Annotated in this window: 15 protein-coding genes; 10 read left to right on the top strand and 5 right to left on the bottom strand. The window is 75.1% G+C overall.

All coding sequences use genetic code 11. The features are described from left to right. Nucleotides 1-71 precede the first annotated feature (71 nt). Both EDC50_RS13405 and glnE read left to right on the top strand, forming a co-directional pair. Nucleotides 72-707, top strand: coding sequence for a DUF6445 family protein (locus EDC50_RS13405; RefSeq protein WP_123770996.1), 636 nt, complete (start codon nt 72-74; stop codon nt 705-707). 557 nt (nt 708-1,264) lie between these two features. Next, the gene (gene glnE / locus EDC50_RS13400) at nt 1,265-4,033 is read left to right on the top strand and encodes a bifunctional [glutamate--ammonia ligase]-adenylyl-L-tyrosine phosphorylase/[glutamate--ammonia-ligase] adenylyltransferase (protein WP_123770995.1); all 2,769 of its coding nucleotides are present in this window, start codon (nt 1,265-1,267) and stop codon (nt 4,031-4,033) included. A gap of 7 nt (nt 4,034-4,040) precedes the next feature. On the opposite strand, the gene EDC50_RS13395 is transcribed toward glnE, so the two are convergent. Beyond that, nucleotides 4,041-5,009 (bottom strand): mitochondrial fission ELM1 family protein, encoded by a 969-nt coding sequence (locus tag EDC50_RS13395; protein WP_123771179.1) that lies wholly within the window; start codon nt 5,007-5,009, stop codon nt 4,041-4,043. Nucleotides 5,010-5,160: 151 nt separating this feature from the next. Between EDC50_RS13395 and EDC50_RS13390 the strand changes: the two genes are divergently transcribed. From EDC50_RS13390 to EDC50_RS13365, 6 genes are all read left to right on the top strand, one after another. Next, on the top strand, nt 5,161-5,751 hold the full coding sequence (locus EDC50_RS13390) for a malonic semialdehyde reductase (RefSeq protein ID WP_123770994.1): 591 nt from the start codon (nt 5,161-5,163) through the stop codon (nt 5,749-5,751). Between the two features lie 142 nt (nt 5,752-5,893). After that, nucleotides 5,894-6,493, top strand: coding sequence for a YceI family protein (locus EDC50_RS13385; RefSeq protein WP_123770993.1), 600 nt, complete (start codon nt 5,894-5,896; stop codon nt 6,491-6,493). Nucleotides 6,494-6,500: 7 nt separating this feature from the next. Beyond that, nucleotides 6,501-7,208, top strand: coding sequence for a pirin family protein (locus tag EDC50_RS13380; protein ID WP_123770992.1), 708 nt, complete (start codon nt 6,501-6,503; stop codon nt 7,206-7,208). A 90-nt stretch (nt 7,209-7,298) separates the two neighbouring features. Next, nucleotides 7,299-7,496, top strand: coding sequence for a zinc-finger domain-containing protein (locus EDC50_RS13375; protein WP_123770991.1), 198 nt, complete (start codon nt 7,299-7,301; stop codon nt 7,494-7,496). 385 nt (nt 7,497-7,881) lie between these two features. Further along, entirely contained in the window at nt 7,882-9,021 is a 1,140-nt protein-coding gene (locus EDC50_RS13370; RefSeq protein ID WP_123770990.1) for a glycosyltransferase, read from the top strand. After that, a complete protein-coding gene (locus EDC50_RS13365; protein WP_123770989.1) occupies nt 9,002-10,348 on the top strand; it encodes an O-antigen ligase family protein in 1,347 nt (448 codons plus the stop codon). The genes EDC50_RS13370 and EDC50_RS13365 overlap by 20 nt, the downstream gene beginning before the upstream one ends. Before the next feature lie 231 nt (nt 10,349-10,579). On the opposite strand, the gene lpxL is transcribed toward EDC50_RS13365, so the two are convergent. Further along, nucleotides 10,580-11,503, bottom strand: coding sequence for an LpxL/LpxP family Kdo(2)-lipid IV(A) lauroyl/palmitoleoyl acyltransferase (lpxL, locus tag EDC50_RS13360; RefSeq protein WP_123770988.1), 924 nt, complete (start codon nt 11,501-11,503; stop codon nt 10,580-10,582). 189 nt (nt 11,504-11,692) lie between these two features. On the opposite strand from lpxL, the gene waaA reads away from it, so the two are divergent. Beyond that, a complete protein-coding gene (waaA, locus tag EDC50_RS13350) occupies nt 11,693-12,988 on the top strand; it encodes a lipid IV(A) 3-deoxy-D-manno-octulosonic acid transferase (RefSeq protein ID WP_123770987.1) in 1,296 nt (431 codons plus the stop codon). Nucleotides 12,989-13,279: 291 nt separating this feature from the next. Here the strand turns inward: waaA and EDC50_RS13345 are convergent, their stop codons facing one another. The 3 genes from EDC50_RS13345 to EDC50_RS13335 all read right to left on the bottom strand — a co-directional run bounded on the left by EDC50_RS13345 (nt 13,280) and on the right by EDC50_RS13335 (nt 16,216). Next, nucleotides 13,280-14,695: a TolC family outer membrane protein gene (locus tag EDC50_RS13345; protein ID WP_123770986.1), complete on the bottom strand. Its 1,416-nt coding sequence runs from the start codon at nt 14,693-14,695 to the stop codon at nt 13,280-13,282. A 17-nt stretch (nt 14,696-14,712) separates the two neighbouring features. Next, entirely contained in the window at nt 14,713-15,369 is a 657-nt protein-coding gene (locus EDC50_RS13340; protein WP_123770985.1) for a protein-L-isoaspartate O-methyltransferase family protein, read from the bottom strand. Nucleotides 15,370-15,511: 142 nt separating this feature from the next. Further along, entirely contained in the window at nt 15,512-16,216 is a 705-nt protein-coding gene (locus tag EDC50_RS13335; RefSeq protein ID WP_123770984.1) for a TetR/AcrR family transcriptional regulator, read from the bottom strand. Between the two features lie 78 nt (nt 16,217-16,294). On the opposite strand from EDC50_RS13335, the gene EDC50_RS13330 reads away from it, so the two are divergent. Then, a complete protein-coding gene (locus EDC50_RS13330) occupies nt 16,295-17,410 on the top strand; it encodes an efflux RND transporter periplasmic adaptor subunit (RefSeq protein ID WP_123770983.1) in 1,116 nt (371 codons plus the stop codon). The last annotated feature ends 211 nt before the right edge of the window (nt 17,411-17,621 follow it).

Genomic DNA, 17,621 nt, shown 5'->3' with positions numbered 1-17,621 from the left:
CGCGGGCCGCGTCCAACGTGCCCAGCCGCTCCGCGCTTGTGGGCGCCGTGCGCGGAGGCTAGCCTCCGGCCATGCCTACTTCGCTGATCGTCGTCGACGATTTCCTCAGCCCGCGGGACGCGCACGGCCTGCGCGAGGCCGGGTTGCGGCTCACCTACCCGGAGCAGCAAGGCGCGTTCCCCGGGCGCAATTCGCTGGAGCGGCTGGAGATCGACGGCCTGACCGACGCGGTGTCCGACCTGGTGCGCGAGCCGCTGGCGCCGGTGTCGCCGCTGCAGTCGCACGCGAAGTTCCGGCTGACGCTGGCGGCGGACACGGGCCGCGCGAAGGTGCACATCGACCACGCCTACTGGTCGGGCATCCTGTACCTGAGCCGCCCCGAGGACTGCCGCGGCGGCACCGAGTTCTTCCGCCATCGGCCGACCGGCACCGACCGCGCGCCGTTCGACGATGCCGAACTGGCGGCGATGGGATTCGCCTCGCACCAGCAGATGCACCGCGAGATCATCGAGCGGGACGGCACCGACGACGCCAAGTGGGAACTGACCATGCAGGTGCCGATGCGCTTCAACCGCCTGGTCCTGCTGCGGCCGTGGCTGTGGCACACCGCCGGCCCGGCCTTCGGCGACCGCCCGGAGAACGGGCGGCTGGTCTATCTGATGTTCTTCGACGTGCGCAAACCCGGCGCAGCCGCAGCCGCGCGGTGAACGGCGGGCATTTTCCTGTACCCGCGGGTATCGTTTTGCACTGCAGCGTGCAATCCCTCTAACGGTTCCTTCACGATGCGCACGCATCCCGACGTGGGGGAGGGAGCAGGCCCGCAACCGGTTCGACCGGGGCGGGCTTTTTATTTGCGCCTGCGACGACGCGCCGCAACGCGGTGCGAAGGACGCCCGGCCGGGCGGCGCGGCGGTTCGGACGTACCGGCGCCTGCGGCGCGTGCGCCGAGGGCGTGATCGCGCGCGGCGGCCGGCGCCGGCACGGCTCGATCGCGATCGTCTTCGGCGCGCCGGCACGGGCGCGCCTTCGGCCGCGATGCGACGGCACGGCATGGCTCGTCGCGCGGGCCGCGGGCGCGCGTGCCGGTTGCAACGTCGGCGCGGATCGTCGATCGCGTGTGCCGCGCCCGTCCTGCCGCGGTCCGGCTCGCCGGATCGGCTGGAGGTTTCGCGCGGGCGCGTTCGCGGCCCGTTCGGGCGTGGCGCAGTGCCGCGTCCCACGGCCGCGTCGCAGCGGCCTGCGCGGCGCATGCGATCATGCGGACATGATCCACCCCGACCGTTTCGCCGCATTGCGCGCGCGTGCGCTGGCGCGGCTGCCGGGCGACGACGCGGCGCTGCGCGACAAGCTCGCCCGCGTCGCCGTCGCCAGCGACTTCGCGATCGACACCCTGGCGCGGCAGCCCGGGCTGCTGGCGCGCCTGCATGCGGACGACGGCGCCGAAGCGCTGCCGCCGCCGCATCTCGCGCCGGAGCGGCGCGCGGAGTGGCCGATGCTGCTGCGGCGCCATCGCGCCGCGGAATCGACCCGGCTGGTCTGGCGCGACGTGCTCGGCCTCGACGCGGTCGAGGCGACGCTGGCCGGCAGCACGCGCCTGGCCGAGCGATGCCTGCGCCTGGCGCTGGATGCGCTGGAAGCGGAGTTCGCGCAGCGCCACGGCCGCGTGCGCGACCGCGACGGCCGCCCGCAGCGATTGGTGGTGTTCGGCCTCGGCAAGCTCGGCGGCGGCGAGCTCAACTTCAGTTCCGACGTCGACCTGGTCTACGCCTACGAGCACGACGGCGAGTCCGACGGCGCGCGCGCGCTCGGCGCGGAGGCCTACTTCGCCCGCCTCGGCCAGCAGCTCGCCGGCCTTCTGGGCGAGGTCACCGGCGACGGCTTCTGCCACCGCGTCGACCTGCGCCTGCGCCCGTACGGCAATGCCGGCCGGGTGGCGTGGTCGTTCGCGGCGATGGAGCAGTACTTCCAGCACGAGGGCCGCGACTGGGAGCGCTACGCCTGGCAGAAGGCGCGGCCGGTGGCCGGCGACGCCGCCGCGGGCGAGCGGTTCCTGGCGACGCTGCGGCCCTTCGTGTACCGGCGCTATCTCGACTTCGGCGCGCTCGAAGGCTTGCGCACGATGAAGGCGGCGATCGCCGCCGAGGTCGCGCGCCAGGACCTGGCCGACGACATCAAGCGCGGGCCGGGCGGGATCCGCGAGATCGAATTCCTGGCGCAGGCGCTGCAGCTGATCTACGGCGGCCGCGCGCCCGCGTTGCGCGAGCGCTCGCTGCTGCCGGCGCTGCGCGCGTTGCGCGAGGCGCGCCACGTCGAGCCGGCCGCGGCCGACGCGCTGGCGCAGGCGTACCGCTTCCTGCGCCGGCTGGAGAACCGGCTGCAGATGCTGCGCGACGCGCAGACCCACGCCTTGCCCGCCGGCGAGGAGGAGCGCGAGCGGATCGCCGCCGGCCTCGGCTACGAAGACTGGAACGCGCTGCGCGCCGAACTCGACGCGCATCGCGCGCGGGTGAGCGCCGAATTCGACGCATTGCTGGCGCCGCGCCGGCGCCGCGCCGCGCCCGACGCGCTGGCCGGCTATTGGCGCGCGCTGCCGGACGGCGGCGACCGGCAGGCGCTCGGCGAGGCCGGCTTCGCCGACGCCGACGCGGCCGACGCGGCGCTGCGCGACTTCGCCCGCAGCCCCGGCGTGCGCGCGCTGTCCGATCGCGCCCGCGCGCGCCTGGACCGGGTGCTGCCGGCGCTGCTGCAGGCGGTCGCGGCCTCGAGCGAACCGATGCTGGCGCTGCGCCGGTTGCTGGCCTTGTTGCACAACATCCTGCGCCGCAGCGCCTACCTGGCGCTGCTCGACGAGCAGCCGGCGGCGCTGGCGCGGCTGGTCGACGCGGTCGCGCGCAGCGCGTTGCTGGCCGAACGCCTGGCCGCGTATCCGTTGCTGCTCGACGAACTGCTCGACGCGCGCGTGGCCGGGCCGCTGCCGGGGCGCGATGCGCTGCTGCAGGCCTGCGCCGAGGTCCCGGGCGACGAGGACGCCGAGGCGCTGCTGCAGGCCTTGAACGAAGTGCGCCAGGCGTTGAGCTTCCGCATCGCCCTGGCGCTGCGCGACGGCCGCCAGGACGCGGCCGCGGGCGCGCGCCAGTTGGCCTGGCTCGCCGACGGCGTGGTCCGGCGCGTGCTGCGCCTGGCCGAGCACGAGCTCGCCGCCGCGCACGGCCGGGTCGCGGGCGCGCGCTTCGCCGTGCTCGGCTACGGCAGCCTCGGCGGCGAGGAGCTGGGGTTCGGTTCCGATCTCGACCTGGTGTTCCTGTACGACGCCGCGGCCGGCGCGCATTCCGACGGCGCGCGCCCGCTCGAGGCCGGGCGCTGGTTCGCGCGCCTGGCGCAGAAGATCGTCGCCCTGCTCGGCGCCGTCACCGGCGCCGGCCGCCTGTACGACGTCGACGTGCGCCTGCGCCCGGACGGCGCCAAGGGCCTGCTGGTGTCGAGCCTGGCCAGTTTCCGCGAGTACCAGCGCGAGCGCGCCTGGACCTGGGAGCACCAGGCCCTGGTGCGCGCGCGCGGCGTCGCCGGCGAGGCCTCGCTGCTGGCGGACTTCGAGCGCGTGCGCGCGGACACGCTCGGGCGCGAGCGCGACCCGGCGCGCTTGCGCGAGGACGTGTCGGCGATGCGCCGGCGCATGCGCGCCGAACTCGACCGCAGCGACCCGGCGCTGTTCGACCTGAAGCAGGGCGAGGGCGGGCTGGTCGATCTGGAGTTCCTGTTGCAGCACGCGGTGCTGGCGCGCGCGCACGCGCGGCCGGCGCTGCTGGCGCCGCGCGCGACGCCGGCGCTGATCGACGCCGCGCGCGAGGCGGGCGCGCTGGAGGCGGACGCCGCCGCGGCGCTGGCGCAGGCGCACGCGGCGCTGCTGGCGCGCGGGCTGGACTGCACGCTCGACCGTCGCCCGCGGCGGGTGCCGCGCGACGCGGCGGTGGAGCAGGCACGCGAGTGCATCCGCGCGGCGGCGCGGGCGCAGGGGCTGGACTTCGGCGAGTAGCCGCGCGCTACAGGCCCAGGCGCGCGGCGACTTCGCCGGCGACGCGCGCGGTCTCGCGCAGCGGCACCACCGGCCAGGCGGCGAGCGCGGGGCCGAACGGGCGTACGCGGTCGCGCCCGAGCAGGCTGTCGAGGAAGCGCCGCGGCCGCCCTTCGACGCGGTCGTGGCCGGCGACGAACACCGGCACCGCGGTGGCCGCGGCTTCCGACAGCATGTTCACCGAATCGGCGCTGACCACGATGCGGTCGGCCCAGGCCAGCAGGCCGGGGTAGGGATTGTCCGCGTCGGCGCCGCCGGTCCACAGCGCGCCCGGCAGCCCGCCCAGGTGCGCGCGCAGGCTCTGCCGCGCCGGCAGCGGCGTGCGCCGCGAGGCGGTGGCGAGCACGCTGCCGCCCTCCTCGCGCAGCTGCCGCGCCAGCCCCCGCAGCAGCGCGTCGTACCAGTCCGGGTCGAAGCGCGCGTGCGCGCTGGCGCCGCCGAGCAGCAACGCGGTGCGCGGCCGCGGCAGCGCGGCGAACGCGGCGAAACGGTGCCGCGCCGCGTCGAGCCAGGCCTCGTCGACGGAGTGCAGGCTGCCGAGCACGGCGATCACGTTGCGGCCCTGCAGGCCGTCGTGCTCCGGCGCGATCACCAGGTCCCAGTGGCGCGGGTCCAGGCGCGGGTCGAGGATCTGCACCGCGCGCGCGCCGCGCCGGCGCAGCAGGCGGGTGGCCAGCGCGGCCTGGCGGCCGCAGCCGATCGCGACCAGCCCCTCCGGCGGCCCGGCCAGGGCGCGGGCGAAGCCGGCGCCGAACGCGGCCGCCGCGCCCGGGCCGCGGCGCGGCGCCCACCAGCGCCAGGGCGCGCGCGGCTGCAGGGTCCAGCGGCGCTGCTCGCCGCCCAATGCGGCGGCCAGCGCCTCGGCCTGGCGGCGGTTGCCGGCATGGCCGTCGGTCAGGGTCCAGCACACCGGGCCGGCGCGACCGGAATCCGGCATCGTGATCGCCTGCGGAACGGTCGCATCCAAGGCATCGCTTTGTTGCACGTTCGTATCGATCCGTTCCGGGCGCATCGGCTGTCCGCCATGGGCCAGACTCTACACTTGCCCGCCAACGCCGCGCCGTGCGCGGCATCCACGGAGCCCCCGCATGACCCCAGCCCTGACCGACGCCGCCCTCGACCAGCTGTTCCGTACCGCCCGCACCCACAACGAGCTCGGCGGCGAGGTCAGCGACGAGACCCTGCGGCGGCTGTACGAACTGGCCAAGTGGGGGCCGACCAGCGCCAACATGTCGCCGCTGCGGCTGGTGTTCGTGAAGTCCCAGGAGGCCAAGGCCAGGCTCGCCCCGGCGCTGAGCGAAGGCAACCGCGCCAAGACCATGGCCGCGCCGGTCACCGCCATCGTTGCCCACGACCTGGCCTTCTACGAGAAGCTGCCGTACCTGTTCCCGCACACCGACGCCAAGAGCTGGTTCGACGGCCTGCCCGAGGCCGAGCTGGAGACGATCGCGCTGCGCAACGGCAGCCTGCAGGGCGCCTACGTGATCCTCGCCGCGCGCGCGCTGGGCCTGGATTGCGGCCCGATGTCCGGCTTCGACAACGCCCGGGTCGACGCCGCGTTCTTCGCCGGCACCAGGATCCGCTCCAATTTCCTGATCAACCTCGGCCACGGCGATCCGGCCAAGCTGTTCCCGCGTTCGCCGCGACTGTCCTTCGACGAGGCGGCGCGGATCCTGTAGTCCCGCCAGGCCCTCCGCCGCTTGCGGGCGGAGGCCGGGAGGCGTACCAAGGGGCGGCGCACGCGCTCGCCCGCGCCGGTTTCGCCGCCGGAACCTTCCCCGCGGGGAAGGCGTTGGATCCCTTCATTCCAGGAGAACCGCCATGCTCAAGCGTCTCGCTCTCGCCGCCGCCCTGGCCGCCGTCGCCGGCTTCGCCGCCGCCGCGCCGACCACCTACAAGATCGACCCGAACCACACCGACGTGATCGCCAGCTGGAGCCACTTCGGGTTCTCGCACCCGGTGGCGCACTTCGGCCAGGTCGACGGCAGCATCACCTACGATCCGGCCGACGTCGCCGCGTCGAAGGTCGAGGTCACCATTCCGCTGGCCGGCCTCAACTCGCACGTGCCGGACTTCGACGAGCACCTGCGCAGCGCCGACTTCTTCGACGCCGCCAACCACCCGGCCATCACCTTCAAGAGCACCAAGGTCGAGGCCGCCGGCGAAGGCAAGCTGCGCGTGCACGGCAACCTGACCGTGCGCGGCGTGACCAAGCCGGTGGTGCTGGACACCACGATCAACAAGGTCGGCGAGCAGCCGATGGCCAAGCGCCCGGCGGCCGGCTTCGACGCCACCACCACGCTCAAGCGCAGCGACTTCGGCCTCGGCAAGTACGCGCCCAACGTCAGCGACGAAGTCAGCATCCGCATCACCACCGAGGCCATCGTGCCCAAGGGCGACGCGGCCGCACCGGGCAAGTGAGCAGGCCATGATCGTCGCCCGTCCCGCCGCCGAACGCGGCCAGGCCAGGACCGGCTGGCTCGACAGCCGCCACACCTTTTCCTTCGGCCACTACTACGACCCGGCGTGGATGGGCTTCGGTCCGCTGCGGGTGATCAACGAGGACCGGGTCGCCCCCGGCGGCGGCTTCGCGCCGCACCGCCACGCCAACATGGAGATCCTCAGCTACGTGCTGGCGGGCGGCCTGGCGCACCGCGACAGCACCGGCGGAGGCGGCACGATCCGCCCGGGCGAACTGCAATGGATGAGCGCCGGCCACGGCGTCGAGCACAGCGAATACAACGCCTCCGACGCCGAGCCGGTGCACTTCCTGCAGATCTGGATCCAGCCGTCGCGGCTGAACCACGAACCCGCCTACGCCCAGCGCCAGGCGGTGCCGGAGGACGCGCGCGGCTGGACCCTGCTGGCCTCGCCCGACGGCCGCGACGGCAGCCTGGCGATCCGCCAGGACGCCCGCGTGCTCGACCTGCGCCTGGACCGCGGCGAGCGCGCCGAGTACGCGCTCGATCCGGCGCGGCTGTACTGGCTGCACGTGGCGCGCGGCACGGTCGATGCCGGCGGGCGCACGCTGCAGGCCGGCGACGCGCTCGGCTTCGGCGACGAGGGCGGCCCGCTGCGGCTGCGCGGCCTTGGCGACGGCCGCGCCGACGTGCTGCTGTTCGATCTGCCGCCGTAGGCGCCTCGTCGCGCGTCGGCGTCCCGTGGCCGGGGCGTGGCGGCGAGCGGCTACAATGGGCGCCCCGCGCTTCGCCCCACACGTATCGCCATGAACGCCAACGCCCCTTCGACCCAGGCCAATGCCCAGCAGCGCTACGTCGTGCACCGCAGCGATCTGCCGCTGAGCTGCCCGCTGCCGTCGATGGCGCTGTGGAACTCGCATCCGCGCGTGTACCTGCCGATCGAGGCCGAGGGCGGCCGCTCGAAGTGCCCGTACTGCGGCGCGGAATTCGTGCTCGAGGACTGACCCTGCGGCCGCGCCGCATCGCCGTGCGCGCTTCGACGCCGCAGACACGCGTGCCTGCCATTCCCGCCTTCTCGCCTGCCGTCGTCCCGGGCGCCGCGCGGGATCTGCTTTTCGTTCTTTCCAGTGCCCCGCCCGCTGTCGCGCGCGGCCGGGGTATGCCGATGCGCGACCTTCGGCGGCGGGGATGCCGCCGAAGAGCCTACCGGGACGTATTCATGGCGTGTCGCGCGTCGGCATGCGCCGGCTGCGCTCCTGCGGCGCTTACAGCGGCGGTCTGCATCGGAACGCAGGTCCTGCGTTGCGCTCGGCGCGACAAGGGCGCGCGGCGCGGCAGCGGGCTTCCGCACGATGCGTCCGGGGGCGGCCGTCGACCGCGGAGCCGCCGATGCGCCGGCTGACCGTCGTGCAACTGCTGCCGGCGCTGCATTCCGGCGGGGTCGAACGCTCCACGCTGGAGATCGCCGCGGCGCTGGTCGCGGCCGGCCACCGCGCGCTGGTGGTCTCCGCCGGCGGCCGCCTGGTGCCGCCGCTGCGCGCGCTCGGGGCCGAGCACGTCGAACTCGACATCGGCCGCAAGTCGCCGCTGACCGTGCGCCACGTGTACGCGCTGCGCCGGCTGTTCGCGCGCGAGCGCGCCGACCTGGTGCACGCGCGCTCGCGCCTGCCGGCCTGGCTGGCGGTGCTGGCGCTGCGCAGCCTGCCCGCGGCGGCGCGCCCGCGCCTGGTCACCACCGTGCACGGGTTGAACTCGCCCTCGCGCTACAGCCGGGTCATGACCCGCGGCGAGCGGGTGATCTGCGTGTCGGAGACGGTGCGCGACTACGTGCTGCGGCTGTATCCGGACACCGAGCCGGCGCGGCTGCGGGTGATCCCGCGCGGCGTCGACCCGGCGGCGTTCCCGCGCGCGCCGCGGCCCGACCCGCGCGCGCGCGCCTGGGCCGCGGCGCGGCATCCGGTGCTCGGCGGCGGCGGCCCGCTGCTGCTGCTGCCCGGCCGCGGCACCCGCCTGAAGGGGCATGCCGACGCGCTGGCCCTGCTGGCGCGCCTGCGCGCGCACGGCATCGACGCGCGCCTCTGGCTGGCCGGCGCGCGCGAGCCGCACCGCGCCGCCTACGTCGCCGAGCTGGAAGGCGAGGCGGCGAGGCTCGGCGTCGCCGAGGCGATCGCGTTGACCGAACCGACCGACGCGATCGCCCGCGCCTATGCCGCGGCCGACCTGGTGCTGCAGCTGTCGCGCAAGCCCGAAGCGTTCGGCCGCACCGCGCTGGAGGCGCTGGCGGTGGGGCGGCCGGTGCTCGGCTGGCATCACGGCGGCGTCGGCGAGCTGCTCGCACAATGGCAGCCCGAAGGCGCGGTCGCGCCGTTCGATGCCGACGCGCTGGAGCGCGCCGCGCGCGCGCTGCTTGCGCATCCGCCGGCGCCAGCGGATACGATGCGGCTTTTCGCGCAGCTGTCGCTGCGCGCGATGCAGGAGGCCACGCTTGCCGTCTACGCCGAGCTCGCCGATGCCGCACCCCGGCGCTGACCCCGCGCCGCCGGCGCCGCGCCCGCGCGGCTGGCGCTGGGCGCCGGCCTGGATCCTCGCGTTCGTCGCCCTGTGGCCGGCGCCGGGCTACGCGGAGGGAGTGCTGGCGCTGGGCGCGCTGCTGACCCTGGTCGGCCTGTTGGCGTCGCGCTTCCGCGGCGGCGCGCAGCTGCTGAGCAACCCGGCCTGGGCGTTGACCACGGTGCTGTTCTTCGCCTACTGGTTGCCCGAGGCGGTGTCGGCGCTGGACGCGCTCGATTCGGCGCGCGCGCTGCGCGAGGCCGCGGTGGATCTGCGTTACCTGCCGTTCCTGTGGCTGGCCGCGGCGGCGGTGGCGAGCGCGCGCGGCCGCCGCGTCACCTTCGCCGGCCTGGCCGCGATCTTCGCCCTGTGGACCGCCGACGCGCTGGTGCAGGCCGCGACCGGCACCAGCCCGCTGTTCGCGGCGATCGACGCCGCCAAGGTCGCGCTCACCGGCCACGGCATGTGCACGCCGGAGCAGGTCGCCGCGGCGGACCGGCTCAGCGGCGTGCTCGGCCCGTGCAATCTGAAGCTCGGCCCGGTGCTGGCGAGCATGTCGCCGTTCGTGCTGTTCGTCGGCGGCCGCCGCTACGGCCTGCTCGGCTGGCTGCTGTGCGCGGCGGCGGTGGGCGTGGTGATCCTGCTCGCCGGCTCGCGCGCCTCCTGGCTCGGCTACGCGCTGGCGCTGCTGCTGTCGGGTTGGCGGCTGCTGGGCTGGAAGAAGCTGCTGGCGGTGTTCGTGTTCGGCGCGATCGCCGCCGCCGCGCTCGGCCTGGGCGTGCCGCAGGTGCGCGAGCGCCTGGTGCGCACCGCGCCGGCGCTGTCGGCGGACATCGCCGGCCTGGACAGCGCGCTGTCCGGGCGGGCGCGGATCTGGCGCGCGGCCGGCTGCATGATCGCCGAGCATCCGTTCAACGGCGTCGGCGCGCGCGGCTTCCGCGAGGCCTTCCCGGCCTGCGACCCGGCGCCGGGCGAAATCGCCGCCTGGGGCGGCGGGCCGGCCCTGCACGCGCACCAGCTGGTGCTCGAGGTGCTCGCCGAGACCGGCGCGTTCGGCCTGCTGATGTGGTTCGCCGGCGCGGCGCTGGCCTGGCGCGCGTGGCGCTTCGCCAACCCCGAGGCGCGCGAGCGCGCGCGCCCGGCGATGTGGGCGCTGGTGGTCACCGTGTTCCCGCTCAACACCCATCTGGCGTTCTACTCGACGTTCTGGGGCAGCCTGACCCTGCTGCTGGCGGCGCTGTACGCAGGCAGCCTGCTGGGGCGGCAGGAAAGCCCGGGCGCGCCGCAGGGCGGGCAGGGCGCGTAGCGCGGCTGGACGGCCGCGCCGGGTCCCGGCGGCGCCGCGCCGTCGGGCGGCCGCACGCGGGGCGGGCATGTGGCTAGGGCGTTCCCGCGGCCGTGCCCGCCGACGTCGCCTTCCAGCGGTGCGCGGGCGACGGAGCGGTGCGCGGCAGCGGGCGCGTTGGGGTCGGGCGTGGCGTCGCTGCGACGCCGAGCGGCGGCCGGCCCGGCGGCGTCGCGGTCGAAGAAGTCCGGCTCAGCGCTTGTACGGCGCGGCCATGCCGGGCGGCCGGCGCTTGAAGCGGCGGTGGATCCACAGGTACTGGCTCGGCGCCTCGCGCACCATCGCCTCGATCGCGGCGTTCACCCGCGCGCTGTCCGCGGCCGCGTCGGCGGAGGGGAAGTCCGGCAGCGGCTCGCCCAGCCGCAGCACGTAGTCGCCGCCTTCGCGGCGGTGGAAGAACGGCACCACCGCGCAGCCCGACAGGCGCGCGAACTGGTGGGTCGCGGTGATCGTCGCCGCCGGCACGCCGAAGAATGGCGCGAACACCGTGTCCTTGCCGCGCATGTCCTGGTCCGGCGCGTACCACAGCAGGCCGCCCTGCTTGAGGTGGCGGATCGCCGCGCGCACCTCGTCGTTGGCGAACATCGCCGCGGCGTAGCGCAGCCGCCCGCGCTTGACCGCCCATTCCATCACCGGGTTGCGGTGGCGGCGGTACATGCCGGCCAGCGGCAGGCGGTCGCACATCAGGCGGCCGCAGATCTCCAGGGTCATGAAGTGGCCCGACACCAGCAGCACGCCGCGGCCCTGGGCGCGGATCGCCTCGATCCGCTCCACGCCTTCGATGCGCGCGGTGCGCCGCATCGGCGTCGCCGACCCCCACCAGGCGCGGGCGAATTCGAACAGGCCGATGCCGAGGTCGCGGAAGGTCTCGCGCAGCAGCCGCGCGCGCTCGGCCTCGCCCATCTCCGGGAAGCACAGGGCGAGGTTGATCTCGGCGGCGCGGCGGCGATCGCGCACCAGCCGCAGCGCGGCCGCGCCGATGACGCGGCCGAGCAGACGCTGCAGCGGCCACGGTAGCCGCGCGCCCGCCACCATGCCCGCCAGCGCCAGCCACATCGGCCAATGGCGCAAAGCGAGCGGAGGCGGCAGAAGCGGGGAAGCGGGCGGCGCGGACATGCGCGGATTCTAGGCGGCATGCGCGCGCATCCCAAACCGGGGCCGTGGCCGGCGTACGCGCGCGTGCGCGACGCGGCGCAGGATGGCACCGCGGCGTCGGTGGCGCGCGCCCTTCGGCGCCGCGCCGGAACGCGCGCTGGCGCGGCGGTCCCGGTCTACAGCGCGCGCCGCCGCGGGTATCCTTGCGCGATGCCGACGGACCCCATCGAGCGCCTGTTGCGCGGCCTGTATTCGGTCGCCCTGTATCTGCTCGCGCCGATCACCGTCTATCACCTGATCTGGCGCGGCTTCCGCCAGCCGGCCTACTTCCAGCGCTGGTCCGAGCGCTACGCGGTGTACGGCGACCTCCCGCCCGGGCCGGTGCTGTGGCTGCACGCGGTATCGGTCGGCGAGGTCAACGCCGCGGTGCCGCTGGTCAATGCGCTGCGCCGCGAGCGCCCGGACCTGCGCCTGCTGGTGACCACGATCACCCCGACCGGGTCCGAGCGCGTGCAGGCGCTATGGCGCGACGCGGTCGAGCACGTCTACCTGCCCTACGACCTGCCCGGCGCGGTCGGCCGCTTCCTCGACCACTTCCGCCCGCACGCGGCGCTGATCATGGAAACCGAGCTGTGGCCGAACCTGCTGTTCGGCTGCCGCGACCGCGGCATCCCGGCGCTGATCCTCAACGCGCGGCTGTCGGCGCGCTCGCTGCACGGCTACCGCGTGCTCGCGCCGTTGGTCGCGCGCGCGTTGCGCACGGTGCGCACGGTGGCGGCGCAGTCGCAGGCCGACGCGGCGCGCTTCCTGCGCCTGGGCGCGCGCGAGGAGCAGGTGGCCGAGGTCGGCAACCTCAAGTTCGACGTCGCCGTGCCGGCCGACCTGGCGGAGTTCGCCGCGCACTGCCGCGGGCAGGCCGGGCCGCGGCCGGCGTGGATCGCCGCGAGCACGCACGAGGACGAGGAGGCGGCGATGGTCGCGATCCATCGCCGCCTGCGCGCGCGCTACCCGGACCTGCTGCTGCTGTGGGCGCCGCGCCATCCCGAGCGCTTCCGCGTCGTCGCCGAGACCGCGCGCGCGGCCGGCTGGCGGGTGTCGACGCGCGCTCGCGCGCGCTGGCCGCAACCGGACGACGCGGTGTTCGTGATCGACACGCTCGGCGAGCTCACCCACTTCTACGCCTGCGCCGACGTCGCCTTCGTCGGCGGCAGCCTGCAGCCGGTCGGCGGGCACAACCTGCTCGAGCCGGCCGCGGCCGGTACCGCGGTGGTGACCGGGCCGCACCTGCACAATTTCGCCGAGATCGCGCAGCGCCTGGACGACGCCGGCGCGCTGCGCATCGGCGCGGACGCCGATGCGGTGCGCGAGGCGTTGCAGGCGCTGCTGGACGACGCCGCCGCGCGCGCGCGCATGGTCGAGGCCGGCCGCGCCCTGGTGGAGACCGGCCGCGGCGCGCTGGCGCGCACCCTGGCGCTGCTGCGGCCGCTGTTGCCGGTGGCGCGATAGCGCGGAGGGTCTCGCCGCGGATTCGCGCGGAGCGGCGCGGAGAGGTCGGGGGCGTCCGCGGCCCGGCGCGCGCCCCGGGGAAACGCCGTGGCGAACCGGCGCGGCATTCCGCCGCGAAACGCGGAGCGCGCGGAGCCACGGCGCCCACGCGATCCGCCTTGGCCGTGCGCCCCTTGGACCGCCGCTCCGGTTCTGCTCGATCCGCATCGATCCGCGCGCATCCGCGGCCCCGGCACAAAAGAAAACCGCCGGTCGCCCGGCGGTTTTCGGTCTCGCGCGAGCGCGCGCGGCTCAGCCCGGCACGTCCCCCGCCGGCATCTGCGCCTCGACGTCGGCGGTGAGCAGGCGGTTGATGTCCTGCACGTCGGCGACGTCGAGCGTGCCGGCCGCCTGCTCGAGTTCGAGGCGGGTCTGCAGGTGGTTGTAGCGGGCGCGGGCGTACTCGACCTGGGCGTCGAACAGGTTGCGCTGGTTCTGCAGCACGTCGAGCACGGTGCGGGTGCCGACTTCCAGGCCGACCTGCGACGCGTCGTACGCGGCCTGCGCCGAGACCAGCGCGAGGCGGCGCGCCTCGACCTCGCTGATGCTCGCCACCAGGCTCTGGTAGGCATTGCGGGTGTTGCGCACCAGCGCGCGGCGCTGCTGCTCCAATTGGTCGTTGGTCTGGTCGCGGCGCGCCAAGGCCTGGCGCACGCCGGACTGGACCGCGCCGCCGGAGAAGATCGGCACCGACAGGGTGATGCCGACCGCGGGGCCGTAGGTGTGGCTGTCGGGAATGTCGAACGTGCTGCCCATGAAGCTGCGGTCGCCCCAGCGGTCGCTGTCGCCGTAGCTGCCGCTCAGGTACAGGGTCGGCCAGTGGCCGGCGCGGGCGGTCTCGACGTCGGCCTCGGCCGAACGCAGCTGCAGTTCCGCCGCGCGCAGCGCCGGGTTGTTCTCCAGCGCCAGCTGCACCCAGGCCTCGGCGTCGCGCGCCTCGGGGATCGAGGGCTGGAAGTCCTTGGGCAGGCCCTTGACGTTGCGGACCGGCTTGCCGGTGATCTCGGCCAGCGCTTGGTAGGCGTCCTCGACCGCGTTGCGGGCGAGGATGGTGTTGGCGCGGGCGCTGTCGTACTGGGCGCGCGCCTCGTGCACGTCGGTGATCGGCGCCAGGCCGACCTCCAGGCGCTTGGAGGCGTAGTCGAACTGCTTCTGCAGCGCGGTCTCCGCCGCCTCGGCCGCGGCCAGCGACTCCAGCGCGATCAGCACGTTGAAGTACGCCGCCGAGGTGCGGGTGATCAGGTCGTCGCTGGCCGATTCCAGCTGGAAGTCGCTGGCTTCGCTCAGCGCGCGCTGGCTCTTGAGGCGGGTGAAGTTGCTGCGGTCGTAGATCATCTGCCGCAGCTCGACCCCGGTCTGGCGCGTGGTGGTCTCGGAGGTGACGATGCCGTCGATGGTGGTGCCGTCCTCGAACTCGGTCAGGCCGTCGTTGGTGGAGCGGGTGCGGTTGAGCGAGGCGGTGCCGTTGATCTGCGGCAGCATCGCCGCGCGCGCCTGCACCGCGCCCTCGCGGGTGGCGCGGCGGCTGGCTTCGGAGGCGGAGAGCTGCGGGTCGCTTTCGCGCGCCAGCTCGTAGGTCTGCAGCAGATCCTCGGCGGCGGCGGTGGCCGGAAGCAGGGCGGCGCTGAGGACGGAAGCGAGTGCGAGGGCGAGCGGGCGGCGGATCATGCGATGTCCTTGAGGTCTCAGAACTCGAAAGTCGGCACCGGCGCGGCGCCGACCAGGTAGGGGAGGTCGGTTTCGAACAACGATTCGATGCGCGTGCCGTTGACGTCGTTGCGCACCAGCACCGCTTCCATCGCCGGCGAGCGGCCGTGGACCACGAACATCCGCCCGCCGGGCTGCAGCCAGTCGAGGAAGCGCTGCGGGATGGTGTCGACGGCGCCGCCCACGAGGATCGCGCCGAAGCGGCGGGTCGGGGTCCAGGCGAAGGCGTCGCCGACCACCACCTGGGCGTTGCCGATGCCCTGCGCGGCCAGCGCCGCGCGCGCGCGCTCGGCCAGGTCGGCGTGCAGTTCCAGGCTCACCACCTCGCGGGCGAGGCGGCCGAGGCAGGCGGTGAGGAAGCCGCTGCCGGTGCCGATCTCGAGCACGTCGTCGGTCGGGTCCACGGCCAGCGCCTGCAGGGCGCGGCCTTCGACCACGGGCTTCATCGTCTGCTCGCCGTGGCCCAGCGGCAGGGCCAGGTCGGCGTAGGCCAGGGCGCGGTGCGGCTCGGGCACGAAGGCCTCGCGCGGCAGCGTCGCCAGGGTGTCGAGCACGCGCGGGTCGAGCACGTCCCAGGGACGTACCTGCTGTTCGACCATCAGTTCGCGGGCCTTGGCGTAATCCATGGTGTTCATCGGGGGAGACGTGATGCGCTGAGGACCGCGAATTGTACCGGTAATGCGTGGCCGGCCCGCGGCGCGCCCGGCGCACAGGATCGCCGGCGGGGACGGCCGGCCTGAGTGCCAGAAGTAACCGCGACCTGCGTCACCGCCGCGCTCACCGCCCGGCCCCGCGCTTCTTCGCCGCCGGCGCGGTGCCGTAGGCGCGCAGGAACAGGTCGACCGACGCGGCCAGATGCGCCTCGACCTCCTCCGGCGACGGCGCCGGGCCGCCGAACACCAGGCGCGCGTGCGGCTCGCCCTTGACCAGGGCGAAGAACTGCCCGGCCGCGCGCGGCACGTCCGGGATGTCGAGCTCGCCGGCGGCGATGCGCCGCGCCAGCAGCGCGGCGAAGTCGCCCTGCACCCGCACCGGCCCGGCTTCCCAGAACAGCTTGGGCAGCGCGGTCGCGGCGACCTGGGGCGTGCACAGCATGCGGTGGCCGGCGACGGCTTCCGGATCGGTGACCATCGCGTAGAACGCGCGGGCGATGTCCAGCAGCCGTTCGCGCAGCGGGACCTCCGGCGCGGGCTCGAACAGCGACGGCGGCAGCGAGGTCTCGCAGTGCGATTCCACCGCGGCGGCGAACAGCGTCTCCTTGTCGCCGAAATGGCTGTACACGGTGAGCTTGGACACCCCGGCCTCGGCCGCGATCTGGTCCATGCTCGAGCCCTCGTAGCCGTGCAGGGTGAACATCCGCTTGGCCGCCTCGAGGATCGCCGCGCGCTTGCCCATGTCCTTGGGCCGGCCCGGCCCGCTCGGCCGGGCGTCGGGGAGGGCGGCCTTGGCTTTGGCCGGGGCGGGGTGGCGCGAAGCGGTCATGCGGTAAATACTAGACTAACGGGTTTGTTATTTATACAGTACTGGCAAGTACATTAATTCAGCCGCGAGGTTCCCGCAATGCGCAGCCGTCCTCCCGTCCCCGTCCGCCGCGCCGCCTGGGCCTGGCCGCTGCTGCTCGCCCTCGCCCTCGCCGGCTGCGGCGGCGCGCCGGCGCCGCAGGAGTCGCCGCGGCCGGTGCTGGCGGTGCACCCGGTCGCGTCCGGGCACGCCGCCACGGCCTTCGCCGGCGAAGTGCGCGCGCGCCACGAAAGCCCGCTGGCGTTCCGCGTCGGCGGCAAGCTGGTCGAGCGCCGGGCCGAGGTCGGCGACCACGTCCGCGCCGGGCAGGTGCTGGCGGTGCTGGACCCGGGCGACCTGCAGGCGCAGGTGCGCGCGGCGCAGGCGCAACTGGCCGCGGCCGAGGCCGAGTACGAGCGCGCCCGCGCCGAGCAGGCGCGCTACGCGCGGCTTGCCGCCTCGCAGCTGGTCAGCCGTTCCGCGCTGGACGCGCAGGTCACCGCGGCCAAGGCGGCGCAGGGCCAGGTCGACGCGGCCCGCGCCAACCTGGTGGTCGCGCGCAACCAGGCCGCGTACGCCGAGCTGCGCGCGCCGCGCGCTGGCGTGATCGCCTCGCGCGGCGGCGAGATCGGCCAGGTGGTCGCGGCCGGGCAGACGGTGTTCACCCTGGCCGCGGACGGCGTGCGCGAGGTCGCCTTCGCGCTGCCGGAAGGCCTGGTCGCGGGGGTGAAGCCGGGCCGGCCGGTGCAGGTCGAGCTGTGGTCGCAGCCGCAGCGGCGCTGGGACGGGCGCATCCGCGAGATCGCCCCGGCCGCGGACCCGGCGTCGCGCACCTACGCCGCGCGCGTGACCGTGGACGCGCCCGGCGACGCCCTGGAACTGGGCCAGAGCGCGCGCGTGTACCTGCGCAGCGACGGCCACGGCAGCCTCAGCGTGCCGCTGGCGGCGGTGCAGCGCGGCCCGGGCGGGGCGCCGGCGGTGTACGTGATCGACCCGAAGACCTCGAGCCTGCGCCTGCAGCCGGTGCGGCTCGGCCCCTACGGCGAGGACCGCGTGCCGGTGAAGAGCGGCCTGTCGGCGGACGACTGGATCGTCGCCGCCGGCGGGCACCTGCTGCGGCCGGGGCAGAAGGTCGCCCCGGTCGACCGCGAGAACCGGCCCCTGCAAACCCGCTGAGCCGAGGCGGCTTCCCCGAATGGTCCGGTTCGCTCATCCGAGGCGCTTCCCGCCGCGCGCCCGCGCCCCTCGCCCGCTCGCGGACGAAGCGCCTGGGCGGAGCGAGCGCTCCGTGCCCTCGCCCCAACCCTCTCCCGCAAGCGCGAGCGGGAGGATGCGAGCGCTTCGCTGCCTCGCGGGGAAACGGGGCATCCGCCGGCGCGCGGCGCCG

The sequence above is a fragment of the Vulcaniibacterium tengchongense genome, from assembly GCF_003814555.1.
GTDB lineage: Bacteria > Pseudomonadota > Gammaproteobacteria > Xanthomonadales > Xanthomonadaceae > Vulcaniibacterium > Vulcaniibacterium tengchongense.
The sequence above is the reverse complement of the archived record's forward strand: the minus strand, read 5'-3'. Positions and strand labels throughout refer to the sequence as shown.